This window comes from Pseudomonas monsensis (genome assembly GCF_014268495.2).
GTDB classification, from domain to species: Bacteria; Pseudomonadota; Gammaproteobacteria; order Pseudomonadales; family Pseudomonadaceae; genus Aquipseudomonas; species Aquipseudomonas monsensis.
Map to the genome: position 1 here is coordinate 3197628 of NZ_CP077087.1, position 13594 is coordinate 3211221.

The 13594-nt window shown below is 60.0% G+C and carries 16 protein-coding genes; 6 read left to right on the top strand and 10 right to left on the bottom strand.

The features are described 5' to 3' along the window. Window positions 1-54: 54 nt before the first annotated feature. Together HV782_RS14115 and HV782_RS14120 are read right to left on the bottom strand one after the other, a co-directional pair. Window positions 55-1119, bottom strand: coding sequence for an NAD(P)H-dependent flavin oxidoreductase (locus HV782_RS14115; RefSeq protein WP_186745904.1), 1065 nt, complete (start codon window positions 1117-1119; stop codon window positions 55-57). Window positions 1120-1227: 108 nt separating this feature from the next. Next, window positions 1228-3666 carry an autotransporter gene (locus HV782_RS14120; protein WP_186745906.1) on the bottom strand — a complete coding sequence of 813 codons (2439 nt, stop codon included), beginning with the start codon at window positions 3664-3666 and terminating at the stop codon, window positions 1228-1230. A gap of 188 nt (window positions 3667-3854) precedes the next feature. Between HV782_RS14120 and acuI the strand changes: the two genes are divergently transcribed. Both acuI and HV782_RS14130 read left to right on the top strand, forming a co-directional pair. Next, window positions 3855-4838, top strand: a complete 984-nt coding sequence (gene acuI, locus HV782_RS14125) for an acrylyl-CoA reductase (NADPH) (RefSeq protein ID WP_186745908.1) — start codon at window positions 3855-3857, stop codon at window positions 4836-4838. A gap of 64 nt (window positions 4839-4902) precedes the next feature. Further along, window positions 4903-5361: a GyrI-like domain-containing protein gene (locus HV782_RS14130; RefSeq protein ID WP_186745910.1), complete on the top strand. Its 459-nt coding sequence runs from the start codon at window positions 4903-4905 to the stop codon at window positions 5359-5361. Here the strand turns inward: HV782_RS14130 and ada are convergent. The 5 genes from ada to HV782_RS14155 form a co-directional block, all read right to left on the bottom strand. Continuing rightward, window positions 5358-6425, bottom strand: coding sequence for a bifunctional DNA-binding transcriptional regulator/O6-methylguanine-DNA methyltransferase Ada (gene ada / locus HV782_RS14135; protein ID WP_186745912.1), 1068 nt, complete (start codon window positions 6423-6425; stop codon window positions 5358-5360). The two genes, HV782_RS14130 and ada, sit on opposite strands and share 4 nt — an antisense overlap. Window positions 6426-6510: 85 nt before the next feature. Next, window positions 6511-7176, bottom strand: a complete 666-nt coding sequence (gene alkB, locus HV782_RS14140; protein WP_186745914.1) for a DNA oxidative demethylase AlkB — start codon at window positions 7174-7176, stop codon at window positions 6511-6513. A gap of 5 nt (window positions 7177-7181) precedes the next feature. Further along, window positions 7182-7892 carry a 2OG-Fe(II) oxygenase gene (locus tag HV782_RS14145; RefSeq protein ID WP_186745916.1) on the bottom strand — a complete coding sequence of 237 codons (711 nt, stop codon included), beginning with the start codon at window positions 7890-7892 and terminating at the stop codon, window positions 7182-7184. Between the two features lie 93 nt (window positions 7893-7985). Next, window positions 7986-8162 (bottom strand): hypothetical protein, encoded by a 177-nt coding sequence (locus tag HV782_RS14150; RefSeq protein WP_177490491.1) that lies wholly within the window; start codon window positions 8160-8162, stop codon window positions 7986-7988. A 28-nt stretch (window positions 8163-8190) separates the two neighbouring features. Next, window positions 8191-8493 carry a DUF1883 domain-containing protein gene (locus HV782_RS14155; protein ID WP_057400164.1) on the bottom strand — a complete coding sequence of 101 codons (303 nt, stop codon included), beginning with the start codon at window positions 8491-8493 and terminating at the stop codon, window positions 8191-8193. Window positions 8494-8703: 210 nt separating this feature from the next. Between HV782_RS14155 and HV782_RS14160 the strand changes: the two genes are divergently transcribed. Together HV782_RS14160 and HV782_RS14165 are read left to right on the top strand one after the other, a co-directional pair. Beyond that, window positions 8704-9060, top strand: coding sequence for a hypothetical protein (locus tag HV782_RS14160; protein WP_123468379.1), 357 nt, complete (start codon window positions 8704-8706; stop codon window positions 9058-9060). 71 nt (window positions 9061-9131) lie between these two features. Continuing rightward, on the top strand, window positions 9132-9362 hold the full coding sequence (locus HV782_RS14165; RefSeq protein ID WP_095187256.1) for a hypothetical protein: 231 nt from the start codon (window positions 9132-9134) through the stop codon (window positions 9360-9362). Window positions 9363-9365: 3 nt separating this feature from the next. Here HV782_RS14165 and HV782_RS14170 read toward each other — a convergent pair whose 3' ends face one another. Together HV782_RS14170 and HV782_RS14175 are read right to left on the bottom strand one after the other, a co-directional pair. Beyond that, on the bottom strand, window positions 9366-9647 hold the full coding sequence (locus HV782_RS14170; protein ID WP_177490493.1) for a hypothetical protein: 282 nt from the start codon (window positions 9645-9647) through the stop codon (window positions 9366-9368). 144 nt (window positions 9648-9791) lie between these two features. Further along, complete coding sequence (locus tag HV782_RS14175) at window positions 9792-9980, bottom strand: hypothetical protein (protein WP_128614534.1); 189 nt, start codon at window positions 9978-9980, stop codon at window positions 9792-9794. Window positions 9981-10238: 258 nt separating this feature from the next. On the opposite strand from HV782_RS14175, the gene galU reads away from it, so the two are divergent. Together galU and gorA are read left to right on the top strand one after the other, a co-directional pair. Continuing rightward, entirely contained in the window at window positions 10239-11078 is an 840-nt protein-coding gene (gene galU, locus HV782_RS14180) for a UTP--glucose-1-phosphate uridylyltransferase GalU (protein ID WP_007912230.1), read from the top strand. Between the two features lie 131 nt (window positions 11079-11209). After that, window positions 11210-12568, top strand: a complete 1359-nt coding sequence (gorA, locus tag HV782_RS14185; protein WP_186745918.1) for a glutathione-disulfide reductase — start codon at window positions 11210-11212, stop codon at window positions 12566-12568. Here the strand turns inward: gorA and HV782_RS14190 are convergent. Beyond that, window positions 12565-13581 (bottom strand): DNA-binding protein, encoded by a 1017-nt coding sequence (locus HV782_RS14190; protein WP_123468390.1) that lies wholly within the window; start codon window positions 13579-13581, stop codon window positions 12565-12567. The genes gorA and HV782_RS14190 overlap by 4 nt on opposite strands. Window positions 13582-13594: the final 13 nt, after the last annotated feature.

Genomic DNA, 13594 nt, shown 5'->3' on the forward strand with positions numbered 1-13594 from the left:
GAAAGTGTTGCTTGAAACCAGTGTGAGGGCTTCGATTCCTCATGCGGTCCGGACTCAACGCTGTTGCAGTTTTGCCAAAGCACCGTCGGCCAACTGTCGCGTCAGTTCGGCACTGCTGACGTCTTTGCCCAACGTAAAGGCCTGACCCGCCCAGAGGTTGGCGAACTCAGCCTCATGCTTCGCTCGCAACGGCATCAACGCACCCCCCGCCAGCGGAAATGCGGGAGCCATCGGCGACATCGGGCCCAGCTCGCGCATGGCACGGTTCAGAATGCCGCGGGCCGGACGGCCGGTGAAAATATTGGTGATCGCGGTTTCGCTTTCCTTGGCCGTGCGCAGCGCCTGGTGATGAGCAGCGCTGACTTTCGCTTCCGGGGTGAACAGGTACGCAGTACCCACCTGCGCCGCCGACGCGCCGAGCATGAGCGCTGCCGCGACACCGCGAGCGTCGGCAATGGCGCCCGCAGCGATCACAGGAATGTTCACCGCATCCACCACCTGCGGTACCAGGGCAAATGTGCCGACCTGACTGCTCAAGTCCTCACTCAGGAACATTCCGCGATGGCCGCCAGCTTCGTAACCCATGGCAATGATCGCATCGCAACCGTTCTGCTCCAGCCACACGGCCTCCTCGACGGTGGTGGCCGAGGAGAGAATTTTCGCTCCGGTGGCCTTGACCCGATTCAGCAGGGATTTTTCCGGCAGGCCGAAGTGAAAGCTCACCACCGACGGTCGAAACTCCTCCAGTACATCGCAGGCTGCGGCATCGAAGGGCGCGCGATTGGACACCGGCGTCGGTGCGTCGAAATCCACGCCCAGTTCGCGATAGTAAGGTTCCAGCAGGTTCTTCCAGTCGCGGGCGCGTTGTTCATCCGGCGCCGGTGGCTGATGGCAGAAGAAGTTCACGTTGAAAGGTTTGTCAGTGTTTGCACGAATGGTTTTCAGCTCGTCACGCAACTGCTCGATGCTGAGCATCGCCGCCGGCATCGAACCCAGCCCCCCGGCGTTACACACGGCGATCACCATGGACGAATTCGTGGCACCGGCCATCGGGCCCTGAATGATTGGTACCTCAATACCGAGTAGGTCAAGCAGGCGGTTATCTGGCCATTGGCTCATGACAGCGGTTCTCCGAACGACAAAACGGGCAGGGACGGCAGGGTCGTTTTTTAACAGCAAAGCCGTCTACACAGCCAGTTCGAAATACTGAATATGCCATGCAGTTTTTCAGCGTCGGTGTAATCCGCCGCCGCCAAACGAACGATTCATGTTTTGCGAGGAGTTATGAAAGTTGTTGGTGCGCTGGTTGCCGACATTGCGCGCAGCGGATTCGCGATTGAGGTTCTGCAGTTGTGCATTGTTGTTTACCGGCGCCGGCCGTGTACCGCCGCCCACCATCGACTGCCAGCCATTATCGGTTTTCTTGTAGACGTTACCGTCATGCCCCGCATAAACGTTGTCGCCGACATGGGCCACACCACTGTTGCGTCCGCGAACCGCGCCATATTGAGTGGTGTTGCCGGAGTTGGGGTTGTACACCGCACCACGGTTGGCGGTGACTTGCGTGCCGTTGCGCGCATTGCCGACAGTGACCCGTTCGCCGGCAATGGCGCCGCCGTTCGGCCCGGTCGCCACGCCGCTGCGTCCGGCTGCATAGTTGCCGTTATAGACGTTATGCACGGCGCCCCGTTGACCCGCCGCTGCGACGCCGGTGCGTGAGTTATACGAAGCACCTACCTGACCCGCCCAGCGATTGCCGGTCCAGGCGTTGTAGCCCGCACCGTAGCGGCTGACGGTCGCTCGATCGCCCCACTGACGGTAAATGTTGCCCGTGGTTCCGGCCCAGCCGCCGGGCCCCCAGGCTACCGCGCCGCCACGATAACCGTAGGCGGCGCCACCCCAGGCCAGCGGCGCTGGATACAGGTGCGGGCCCCAGGCGTAACCCCAGCCGTAATTGCCCCACCACGGATAGGCGCCCCAGCCCCAGCCCATTGCCACGGTGCTGCCGCCCCAGCTCCAGCCGAAACCGAAGCCGAACGTCCAGCCGGTCCAGGGTGTGTAGCGAATGGCGACGCCGAAACCGTAAGTCACCGGCGGCCCGTACCAGACACTGCCGACCCACGGCGTGTACGGATAACCGGTGCCATAAACCACGACGCCGGTCGCCGGGTCCAGATTCGATCCCTGATACCCCGGCGTGTAACCGACCACCACGGTATCGCCGCTGGACTCATAGACCTTGACGTAGGTGAGGTAGTGCATGGGCGAACTCGGCGGGATCGAATAGATCACCGCCGGTACGGAACTGGCCACGGTCCACGGCCCGTTCAAGGACGTCGAGGTGAACCAGATTCCGTTCTCCACCGCAAACCAGCTGTCGTTGTCGACGCGCATGATCGGTGTCGCACTGTTGACCACATACTGCAGCGGTGTGCTGTTGATGGCTTTGAGTTGCGGCTCGCCATCGAACTGCGGCGCTGTCATGTGCACCGCGTTTTTCTTGATCGCCGAGGTCTGGGGAATGGTCGCGGCAATCGCGGCTTCCTTGGCCTGTGGCGTGCCGGCGACGGAGGCCTTGACGTTCTCTTTCGGGCTGTCGTCGGGGATGTTTGCGAAGTCGGCGGGCAATTTGTCGGCCGGGGTAAATGTCCACGGCCCCTTCATGTCGCTGGCGCGAAACCAGCGCCCGGAGATCAGCACGTAACTGTTCTGGTCACCGATTTCCTTGAAGATATGCCCGGTGGTGTTGCTCACATAAAGCAGGCTTGTGCCTTGGATGGGCAGCCATTGTGGCGCGCCGTCGGTCACCAGCAGTTCGGTGGGCGTGGTGGCGATGAAGATCTTCGGCTGCGGCGGTTTGGCCAGACTCGGCACCTTGTCTTTGGGATCACTTTGTCCCGTCAACAGATCGACCTGCCGACTCTTGATCGCCGCCAGTCGGGCTTTTTCCAGATCGGCAGGTGGTGCGGCCAGGCGCATGTACTCGCCGCTCAACTGGTCGGCAACCATCCAGCCATCGAATACATGCAGGTAATGTTTGCCCTGGGCATCGTTCAGCAGCAGCGGCCGAGTGTTGAGCACCCGTTGCAGCGCAGTGCCGTCCACCGCTCGATAGGCGGCCTCGCCATCAATATAGACAAGCAGAGCGGGGACGTCGGACGTGACGATGGCTGGCGGCGTATTTTCCAGTGGCGCGCTGTCGGCTTTCTGCTCGGCCGACAGCACGCCTACGGCGGCTTCGAGCTGATCCAGCGAAATGGTCTTCTTGCGGTTTTCGGCGTCCTTTTGCAATGCCGCGACCCAGATGTCGGCCTGGCGGGCATCGGCCGGGAAGTCGGCCTTGATCAGCTTGTACTGATCGAGCGCCACCCAGCGGGTCGCTTTGTCGACCAGTGTATGCGCGCTGAACTGGACGATGCCGTAGGTGGACTTGCCGTCGCCGCTTGTGGCTTCGACCGCCGCGCGGGCATTGAGGGTATAGCCATCCCAGCTGTCGAGTTGCGGCTGGTACACGGTCAGTTTCGCCTTGCCGCTGGTGATGACTTGCGGCCATGTCGGCGCGTCCGGCGCTGCGTCAGCGGTTGTTGTCGCGGGGGCTGCCAAAGCATTGCCGAAGGTCAGCAGCCACAGCATCAGCATCACAAGAAACGAGCGCGGATAAGGCATTGTCAGCTCCATCGACAGGGCGATTTCCAAAGGAATCATCGCGAAAGCACAACCGTCGAAAAAGCATAGTCGCCCGCGATGCAAATACCCGGTCGATTTGCGGACAAGCAGAAAGTCGAGTGTGGCAATGTATTGCGATGTGGTATTTCAAGGCACGCAATCCTTAAACCCGTTCGCGAGAGGTCGCCATGTTCAACGCCATTCTGATCGACAAAGACGACCGCGGTTATCGCGCCAGCGTGCAAGCGATCAACGAGGACCAGTTACCCGAAGGCGATGTCACCGTACGTGTCGCCTACAGCACACTCAACTTCAAGGATGGCCTGGCGATTACCGGCAGCAGTCCGGTGGTGCGCAAATTTCCGATGGTGCCGGGAATCGATCTGGCCGGTACGGTTGAGGCCAGTGCTCACGCCGATTACGAGGTCGGCGATCCAGTGCTGCTCAACGGCTGGGGCGTCGGTGAAAGTCATTGGGGCGGTCTTGCGCAAAAAGCCCGGTTGCAGGGTGACTGGCTGATTCCGTTGCCCAAGGCTTTTACCCCGGCACAGGCGATGGCCATTGGCACCGCTGGCTACACGGCGATGCTGTGCATCCTCGCGCTGGAGCGCAATGGCGTCACGCCCGATCAGGGCGAGATTCTGGTGACGGGCGCCAATGGCGGCGTGGGCAGTTTTGCCATCGCTCTGCTCAGCAAACTCGGCTACCAGGTGGTGGCATCCACCGGTCGGGTCTCCGAGCATGAGTACCTGAAACAGCTGGGCGCTAGCGAGATCATTGAGCGCGCAACCTTGTCCGAACCCGGCAAACCGCTGGCCAAGGAGCGTTGGGCGGGCGTCATTGATTCGGTTGGCAGCCACACCCTGGCCAACGCCTGCGCCAGCACACGAGCCGAAGGAACAGTCGCTGCCTGCGGCTTGGCGCAAGGTATGGATTTTCCGGCGTCGGTAGCGCCTTTCATCCTGCGCGGCGTGACGCTGGCCGGCATCAATAGCGTGACTCAGCCCAAGGCGCGCCGCCTGGAAGCCTGGGATCGTCTGGCGAAGGATCTGGATTTCGCGTTGCTGTCGCTGATCAGCCATGAAATCAGCCTGAGCGAAGCGGTCGATGCGGCGCCGACATTGCTCGCCGGACAGTTGCGCGGCAGGGTTGTCGTTGACGTCAATCGCTGACAGAGTTAACGCCATCGCGGCGCTTGCGGACCGTGCTTCAACCAATCAGGGAGTGAGGTTTTCGATGGACTTGAAACGGCAGCAGATAGACGCCTTCACGGTCTCGGGCTTGCGTGTACGCACGGACAATGCAGCAGAGCACAGCACCGAGTCGGCGAAGATCGGCCCGATGTGGCGGCAGTTTTTCGCCAGCGCACTGACTGAAATCATTCCCGACCAGCAAGCCGGATCGCCCGTGTATGGCGTGTATTCGGCCTACGAGTCGGACGCCTCCGGGGCGTTCGACGTGACCGCGGGCGTGGCTGTCGACAAGCCTGCGGGCGGGTACGAATCGGTCGAGATCGAAGCGGGCGACTATCTGGTGTTCGAGGCGCACGGTCAAATGCCCGACGCGGTGATCTCTACCTGGGGCAAAGTGTGGACGTTCTTTAATGACAATCCGCAGATCCAGCGTCGCTACGCCACGGACTTCGAGGCCTATACCGGCCCCGAATCAGTGTCGATCCATATCGGCGTTCGCTAAGACTGCGTCTCACGCTCCAGCAACTGGCGCTTGCGCTCCACGCCCCAGCGATAACCTGACAGATTGCCATCGCTGCGCACCACGCGGTGGCAGGGGATCGCTACCGCCAGACGGTTGGCCCCGCAGGCCTGGGCCACGGCGCGCATGGATGTCGGCGCGCCGATGCGTTGGGCAATGTCGGCGTAGCTGGCCGTGCTGCCGGGCGGAATCTCGCGCAACGCTTGCCAGACGCGCTCTTGAAACGCCGTCCCGCGCACGTCCAGCGGCAAGTCCAGGCCAATGGCCGGCGCTTCGATAAAGCCCACGACCTTGGCGATCAGTTGTTCAAATCCACGGTCGGCGCCAATCAAGTTGGCTTTCTTGAATTGATCCTGCAGATCGCACACCAGTTGATGCGGGTCGTCGCCCAGCAGAATCGCGCAAACCCCGCGTTCGCTTTGCGCGACCAGGATCGCGCCGAGCGAGCATTGGCCCACCGCGAAACGAATGTCGTTGTTCTGGCCGGCTGCACGGTAGTCGCCGGGCTTCATGCCTAACAGATGATCGGCGGCTTCGTAGAAGCGGCTGTTGGAGTTGAAACCGGCGTCATAGAGCGCGTCCGTCACGGAGTCGCCGTCTGCCAGCCGTTCGCGGACCCTGCGCGAACGGTGGGCGGCGGCGTAACCTTTGGGCGTCAGGCCGGTGGCAGCCTTGAACACCCGATGAAAATGAAACGGGCTCAAGCCTGCCGTCTGCGCGAGCTCATTGAGCCGCGGCGGGTTTTCTGCCGTTTCGATCTGTCGACAGGCTTTCGCCACGGTCACAGCGTGTTGCGCCGCGACATCACTGTGATCCTTGCTGGCCCGTTTGCTCGGCCGGTAGCCTGCCGCTTCAGCCTGTTGCGCATTGTCGAAGAACTCGACGTTCTGCGGTTTAGGCAACCGTGCCAGGCTGCTGGGACGGCAGTAGATGCCGGTGGTTTTTACCGCATAGACAAACTGCCCGTCCGCTCGTGGATCGCGAGCGACCACAGCGGCCCAGCGTGGATCGTCCTGGATGTTGAGCGGGGTCGAAAGCGTTTTCATGATGAGTAATCCGTTGACCTGTTTGACTCAGGTTAACCAGCCTCGGCGCGCACGACACTCCGGGCCTTGCGGTCGAATTTTCTGCTTATCGGGCGACCCGGAACGTCAGGTTGATCCGCTGTTCGCCAAGGCGCGGATGCTGACCGTGCCTGATCGGCAATACGCCGTGATACCGCAAGCGGTCGACGCCACCCCAGACCACCATGTCACCGTGCAGCAGTGGAATGCGCTGGGTTTTGTCGCTGCGGGAAAAACCGCCGAACAGAAACATCGCCGGCAACCCGAGGGACAGGGAAACGATCGGTGCGGCGTAGTCCTTTTCGTCTTTATCCTGATGTAACGACATCTTGGCACCGGGGATATAGCGGTTGATCAGGCAGGAATCTGCGTTGAAGTCAGAGAATCCGCCGCGTTCGGCGGCCGAGTGCGCCAGCATGGCGAACGATTTCGGCATCGGCGGCCAGGGTAAACCGCTGAGCGGGTCGACGGGCGAGTAACGATAGCCGCTGCGATCGGTGATCCAGCCCCACGCACCGCAACTGCTGGTGCCGACTGACATGCTGAAGCCGCCCGGCGTGACCATGTGACGCAAGGGCGCGGCGACGAGAATGGCGTCCAGCGCCGGCAGCAGGTGGTCGACCACCGGCAAGGCGAAACCGCGCAACACCCATGATTGTTCGCCGATCTGCTCGGCTCGTGGCTGTTGTTCGGGTTCGTGGCCTGCGAACAGATCGAATGTACGGGATGACATGGTCGTCACGTGGCGTCGTGAAAGATGATGCCTAGGGTATGCCTTTTTCCACTGTGCAGGCGACTGACGCCATGACGCAGGGTCACCCGGTAATCGCCGCGCACGCCTTTGACCGGGCGTTGATTGACGGCAAAGATCACGGCATCGACTTTTTTCAGATCCAGCACCAGCGGACGCGACTGCATGCGCGGGCGTTGTTCGGTGAGGACGAATTCGCCACCGGTAAAATCCTCGCCGGGTTCTGACAGCAGAATCGCCACTTGCAACGGAAACACCCATTCACCGTACACATCCTGGTGCAGGCAGTTGTAGTCCTGCGCACCGTACTGCAATAAGAGCGGAGTAGGGCGCAACTGGCCGGCGGCATGGCAGTGCTGAAGAAATTCGTCGTGGCCTGGCGGAAAACGTTCCGGCAGGTTCATTCGCGCGTACCAGCGATTCGCCACCGGCACCAGGCACGGATACAGCGCCGTGCGCAGGCGTTGTATGGGCGCGGGCAGCGGATAACGGAAGTACTTGTATTCGCCGCGACCGAAACCATGGCGAGCCATGATGACCTGGGAGCGGAACGGCCCGGTCTGCGGATAGAGCGCGCTCAGGTGCTCACAGCTTGCGGCCGACAGCAGTGAGCGGATGATGGCGCATCCGTCGCGGTCCAGTTGCTGTTCAAGACCGGCCCAGTCGAGTTCGGCTAAACGGGTGGGTGACATCGACATGCTGACTCCTTGACCCAAGGTCGAAGCCGTCAGTCTGGTCAGGTGCGGGCGGCAGAGCACTCCGCCGCTTGCGGTCGAATTCCCGGCGCCGTACTACAGCGCTTTGCTCACGGCGATGTCAGTGATCACATCGTCGCTCTGGCCGTGGATAGCGTCCAGGGCTGCCTTGGCCTCTTCCGCTGTGCCGTTCTGCAGTTGTGCGAACTCGAAGCGGCGTTCGCCGTTGAGTTTGTACTTGATGACGTATTTGGTCGTTTGAGCCACGGTCATGCCTACCTTTCTGAATGGGCGGAGCGTCTCAGCTGAGTTTGGAGCTGGAGCGGCGAATGATCTTGATCGAATGGGTCAGCGTCGGTTTGCGGGTTACGCTGATCGCCCGGCGGTTGACGGTGTCGATGGTGATGTTCCAGAACCCGGTGCTCGGCGCGGTGATACGGGCCGGGAACGTGTCGAAAGCGCCACCGTGATAGGTGTGGCGGCCGCCGTTCTTGAAGCTGCGGAAGTTGGCGTCGTTCATCAGACGGATGTTGCACATTTGCGAGCATTGGATGACGACGATGTCGTCTTCGTTGAGGTGCTCGCGCTGGTGAATAAATTTCATGGGCGCCTCCAGAAGGGCTTTTTCTACTAAATCAAAACGATAGCTTGTCGATGAGCGCAGTTTATCAGCCCGCACGGGTTATTATCCGGCCGTCGGGCGTCGCTTTGACAATTTTGAACAGATATTCGCGATTGGATGCGGGTTAAATGCAGAAGGCCTCGGATAAAAACGGCATTTGTGCTGTCGGACGGTCTTTAATGGAGGTTTTATATGAAGTGGGGTGTGGTGTGTCTGCCATTGGTTCTGGTGGTGAGTGGTTGTGCGAGCGTTTCTGAAATAAACGAAACGCTGCCGACCATGAGCGTGATCTCTGGCAAGAAACCCCAGGAATATGCGCAGTGCCTGTCCGATAAACTGGCTGACAGCCGCGGCGCGCTGCAAACGCAACCGCACAAGGACGGGGTTCGGGTGATCGTTCCGGGCAAATTGTCCTCGGGTCCGGCCGCTGTGTTTGATATCGAAGACCGCTCCGGCGGCAGCAGTATCAAGCTGCATGAGCGTATGTCCAACGTTCCCATTCGCCCTCGGGATGTGCGCAACGCTGCCAATGCGTGCATTTCCGGCTGATAGACTGTCTGTCATCAGCATCGATGCCGTCACAGTCATGCTGTGACGGCATTTTCATTTCTGGAGTCGCGATGAAGCGAGAGCAAGTACGGGAGCGCCACGTAGAGGGCCTTATCTCTGCCACCCATGTGATTCAGAACCCGGCGAATCCGGGGGAGTGGATCGTGTTTTTCAAGAAGAGCGCCGGGCGCAGTTACTTTCTGGTGGACGAGAACGATGAGGTCGAGTCGTTCAGCCGACTCGACGACCTGATCGAAGTCGTGCGCGGACTCGGGATCAAGTTCGCTGAAATACACATGTAGGGTTTATTTGCAGACCACCACCACGCTGCGGTTCTTGTAGTTGCCGACATCGACGCCGAGCGTCTTGTCGCTTTCCTTCGACGCTGGCGTGCCGTCGGTACCGACGATGCGGTAACCGGTCCCGGCGCAGGACGCGTCAGCCTTTTCGTAGCAGGTGGCCCAGGAGTTGGCTTCGCCGGAGCAATCGATACTCAGGCCCTGTTCGCCATTGTTCAGGTACGTGGTTTCAGAGGTGGCGCAGCCGCTTAATGCCAATACCGCAACGAGGGGCAGCCATTTGTTCATATTCATGAGTGTGATCTTCAGCGAGGGGGGACTAGACGCTCTGACAGCGCCGGCGTGAAAAGGTTATAGCGATTGGCCACTTGTTTGCGTTCGAACAGAAAAAAGCCCTGCGCAATGGCAGGGCTCGGCATTCGCTGCGAGGGCTCAGCCCTCGCTCTTGCCGCGTCGCTTCGGCGCGGGCGGCGTGTAATCGAGTACCGACGCGACTTCGATCGCCATGGCTTCAGTAGGTAACGGCCCGGACACATCTTCGCCATTGGCGGCAGTGATGTGCCACTGGCCATCTTTGCCCTTGTCGACCGTGTACCCATTGATGATTTTTGCTGCGGCCATCTATCTGTCTCGTTCGCTGGTTCAAAGCCGCCATGATACCGGCAAATGCTCGCATTGGGTGACGATGAGCGTATGGTGAAGCGGTTTATCGGTGACTTTGAGCTACGCTGATTTCGCGGTCCGAAGTTGCCGATGGAACTATCGGCGAGAATATTTCTCTATGTTGGCATCGGTTAGCCAGTGCGGGGCATTGTAAGGTGCACGCCGCCTGATTAGACTGCGCCGAAACTCGTACACACAGCCCTTTCAAGGACTTATATGATCAAGAAATGCTTGTTCCCAGCAGCCGGTTACGGTACTCGCTTCCTGCCAGCGACTAAAGCCATGCCTAAAGAAATGCTGCCGGTGGTAAACAAGCCACTGATCCAGTACGGCGTTGAAGAAGCTCTGGACGCTGGCCTGACGGAAATCTCCATTGTTACGGGTCGTGGCAAACGCGCTCTGGAAGACCACTTCGACATCAGCTACGAGTTGGAAAACCAGATCAAAGGCACCGACAAAGAGAAATACCTGGTCGGCATCCGCAAACTGCTGGATGAGTGCTCGTTCTCCTACACCCGTCAGACCGAAATGAAAGGTCTGGGCCACGCGATTCTGACCGGTCGCCCGCTGATCGGTGACGAACCGTTCGCTGTGGTGCTGGCGGACGACTTGTGTGTCAACCTCGAAGGCGACGGCGTGCTGACCCAGATGGTCAAGCTGTACAAGCAGTTCCGCTGCTCGATCATCGCCATTCAGGAAGTCGATCCGCAGGAAACCAGCAAGTACGGCGTGATCGCCGGCGAGATGATTCGCGACGACATCTACCGCGTTCACAGCATGGTCGAGAAGCCAAAGCCGGAAGACGCACCGTCGAACCTGGCAATCATCGGTCGTTACATCCTGACGCCGGACATCTTTGACCTGATCGAGCAGACCGAGCCAGGCAAGGGTGGCGAAATCCAGATCACCGACGCCCTGATGAAGCAGGCGCAGAACGGTTGCGTGATGGCCTATAAGTTCAAAGGCAAGCGTTTCGACTGCGGTGGCGCTGAAGGCTACATCGAGGCGACCAACTTCTGCTTCGAGAACTTCTACAAGACTGGCAAGGCTTACTGAGTACGCCTGCTTCGTTTGTAAGAAAAAAGCCACCTTCGAGTGGCTTTTTTCATTTTCCGCCCCCATTTACTTGCCAGGACTTGCCCAGCGGGTGGCTGCGGGTATGCTGATCGCCTGCCGAGGAGATAGAAATGGCCTACGATTTTGACCTTTATGTGATTGGTGCCGGTTCCGGTGGTGTGCGGGCTGCCCGTTTTGCTGCCGGTTTCGGTGCAAAAGTGGCGGTGGCCGAGAGCCGTTATCTGGGCGGCACCTGCGTCAACGTCGGCTGCGTGCCGAAAAAACTCTTGGTGTACGGCGCGCATTTCGCCGAAGACTTCGAGCAGTCGTCCGGGTTCGGCTGGAGCCTGGGCGAAGCGAATTTCGATTGGGCGACGCTGATTGCCAACAAGGATCGCGAGATCAACCGCCTCAACAGCATTTACCGCAATCTGCTGGTGAACAGTGGCGTGACCCTGCATGAAGCGCACGCGAAGATCGTCGGCCCGCATGAGGTCGAGGTCAACGGTGAGCGCTTCACCGCGAAAAACATTTTGATCGCCACCGGCGGCTGGCCGCAGATTCCACAGATTCCGGGGCATGAGCACGCCATCAGCTCCAACCAGGCATTCTTCCTCAAGGAGCTTCCGAAACGCGTGCTGGTGGTCGGTGGCGGTTACATCGCGGTCGAGTTTGCCGGGATCTTCCACGGACTTGGGGCGAACACCACCTTGCTGTATCGCGGTGATCTGTTCCTGCGCGGCTTCGACGGTTCAGTGCGCAAGCATCTGCAGGAGGAGCTGACCAAGCGCGGCATGGATCTGCAGTTCAATGCCGACATCGCACGCATTGACAAGCAGGCCGATGGCAGCTTGAAAGCCACCCTCAAGGATGGTCGAGTGCTGGAGGCGGACTGCGTGTTCTACGCCACTGGCCGGCGTCCGATGCTGGATAACCTGGGCCTTGAAAACACCGATGTGCAGCTCAACGACAAAGGCTTCATTGAGGTCGACGAGCAATACCAGACCAGCGAGCCGTCAATCCTGGCGCTGGGCGATGTGATCGGTCGTGTACAGTTGACCCCGGTGGCATTGGCTGAGGGCATGGCGGTGGCGCGACGTCTGTTCAAGCCTGAGCAATACCGTCCGGTCGATTACAAGATGATCCCGACGGCCGTGTTCAGCCTGCCGAACATCGGCACAGTCGGCTTGACCGAAGAAGAGGCGCGCGAGGCGGGTCACGACGTGGTCATTTACGAAAGCCGTTTCCGTCCGATGAAGCTGACGCTGACCGAGTGTCAGGAGAAGACGCTGATGAAGCTGGTGGTCGACGGCAAAACCGATAAAGTCCTCGGTTGCCATATGGTCGGCCCTGACGCCGGAGAGATCGTGCAGGGGCTGGCGATTGCATTGAAGGCTGGTGCCACCAAGCGCGACTTCGACGACACGATCGGGGTTCACCCGACGGCCGCCGAAGAGTTCGTCACAATGCGTACGCCGGTCGGCGCTTAAGCGTTTTTCGGTTTGGCCGGGTCTGGCGCTGCCGCAACGGTGGCTGCCAGACGTTGGCTTTCTTCCAGGCTTGCCTGCACTTTACTCAATTCCTTTTCCAGTGACTGGTTGAGCAGTGCCTGCTCCTCGACGCTCTGTTTGAGTGTCTGGCTTTCCAGCGTCGCTACGCGCAAACGTTCCTGGAGGAGGGTGCGTTCGCTGTCGACGCGGGTCGCTTGCTCAAGCAATTGATCCTGGCGCTGATTGCTCTGCTTGAGCTGATCCTGCAACAAATTCAATTCGCGTTGAGTGCCACGATTTTCCGTGAGCAGGCGTTCGTTGTCGCGATGCAGTTGAGTGATTTCATCCTGGCGGACCAGCGCACTTTGCTGTGCCTGACGTAGTTCGGCCTGAATCTGCTGCACTTGCGCTTCGTGGCGACTTTGTTCCTGCTCGCGCTGCTCTTTGGTGGCGTTGCGGTAGTGCTCCAGTGCGTCACGGGCGTGGAGGTGCTTTTCTTCCAGCGAGCGGATCTGCTCGTCCTTGTCCTGCAGGCGCAATTCGAAATCGGCCAGTGCCTGATTCAGACCGGCATTACGGGTTTGTTCGGTTTGCAACATGGAGCGGGTGTTGCTCAGTGCTTCGGACTCACGCTCCAGCGCGGCGCCTTGAATGTCGTGCTCGTGCTCGAGCTTTTCCAGGGCCTGGCGGGTTTGCTTCAGTTCCGACTCCAGGGCTTCGCGTTGCGCTTCGAACTGCTCGCGTGCCTGCTCGATCGGCTCTTGCGCCTGTTCTTTCAGGCGTTGAGCGAGGCGCGAGACCAGTGCAGTCAGCTCGTCATCAATCGGTTCGGCCGAGGCTTCGATTGGCTGGGCGCCGTCATCCAGCTCTTTCAAGTAGCGATGGATCGTGGTTTTCGAGCCGGTATTACCCATTTCGATGCGTACTGCATCAATGCTCGGGTGTTCGCCGCGGGCCAGAATCGCGGTGCGCGCAATCTGAACCAGCGCTTTGGTAATGCCGCCACGGGCCATGAGAACTCCTACG

What these genes read in the sequence shown, in the direction of transcription:
- HV782_RS14115 (WP_186745904.1), bottom strand. Translation starts at nt 1,119, where the DNA reads ATGAGCCAATGGCCAGATAACCGCCTGCTTGACCTACTCGGTATTGAG.
- HV782_RS14120 (WP_186745906.1), bottom strand. Translation starts at nt 3,666, where the DNA reads ATGCCTTATCCGCGCTCGTTTCTTGTGATGCTGATGCTGTGGCTGCTG.
- acuI (WP_186745908.1), top strand. Translation starts at nt 3,855, where the DNA reads ATGTTCAACGCCATTCTGATCGACAAAGACGACCGCGGTTATCGCGCC.
- HV782_RS14130 (WP_186745910.1), top strand. Translation starts at nt 4,903, where the DNA reads ATGGACTTGAAACGGCAGCAGATAGACGCCTTCACGGTCTCGGGCTTG.
- ada (WP_186745912.1), bottom strand. Translation starts at nt 6,425, where the DNA reads ATGAAAACGCTTTCGACCCCGCTCAACATCCAGGACGATCCACGCTGG.
- alkB (WP_186745914.1), bottom strand. Translation starts at nt 7,176, where the DNA reads ATGTCATCCCGTACATTCGATCTGTTCGCAGGCCACGAACCCGAACAA.
- HV782_RS14145 (WP_186745916.1), bottom strand. Translation starts at nt 7,892, where the DNA reads ATGTCGATGTCACCCACCCGTTTAGCCGAACTCGACTGGGCCGGTCTT.
- HV782_RS14150 (WP_177490491.1), bottom strand. Translation starts at nt 8,162, where the DNA reads ATGACCGTGGCTCAAACGACCAAATACGTCATCAAGTACAAACTCAAC.
- HV782_RS14155 (WP_057400164.1), bottom strand. Translation starts at nt 8,493, where the DNA reads ATGAAATTTATTCACCAGCGCGAGCACCTCAACGAAGACGACATCGTC.
- HV782_RS14160 (WP_123468379.1), top strand. Translation starts at nt 8,704, where the DNA reads ATGAAGTGGGGTGTGGTGTGTCTGCCATTGGTTCTGGTGGTGAGTGGT.
- HV782_RS14165 (WP_095187256.1), top strand. Translation starts at nt 9,132, where the DNA reads ATGAAGCGAGAGCAAGTACGGGAGCGCCACGTAGAGGGCCTTATCTCT.
- HV782_RS14170 (WP_177490493.1), bottom strand. Translation starts at nt 9,647, where the DNA reads ATGAACAAATGGCTGCCCCTCGTTGCGGTATTGGCATTAAGCGGCTGC.
- HV782_RS14175 (WP_128614534.1), bottom strand. Translation starts at nt 9,980, where the DNA reads ATGGCCGCAGCAAAAATCATCAATGGGTACACGGTCGACAAGGGCAAA.
- galU (WP_007912230.1), top strand. Translation starts at nt 10,239, where the DNA reads ATGATCAAGAAATGCTTGTTCCCAGCAGCCGGTTACGGTACTCGCTTC.
- gorA (WP_186745918.1), top strand. Translation starts at nt 11,210, where the DNA reads ATGGCCTACGATTTTGACCTTTATGTGATTGGTGCCGGTTCCGGTGGT.
- HV782_RS14190 (WP_123468390.1), bottom strand. Translation starts at nt 13,581, where the DNA reads ATGGCCCGTGGCGGCATTACCAAAGCGCTGGTTCAGATTGCGCGCACC.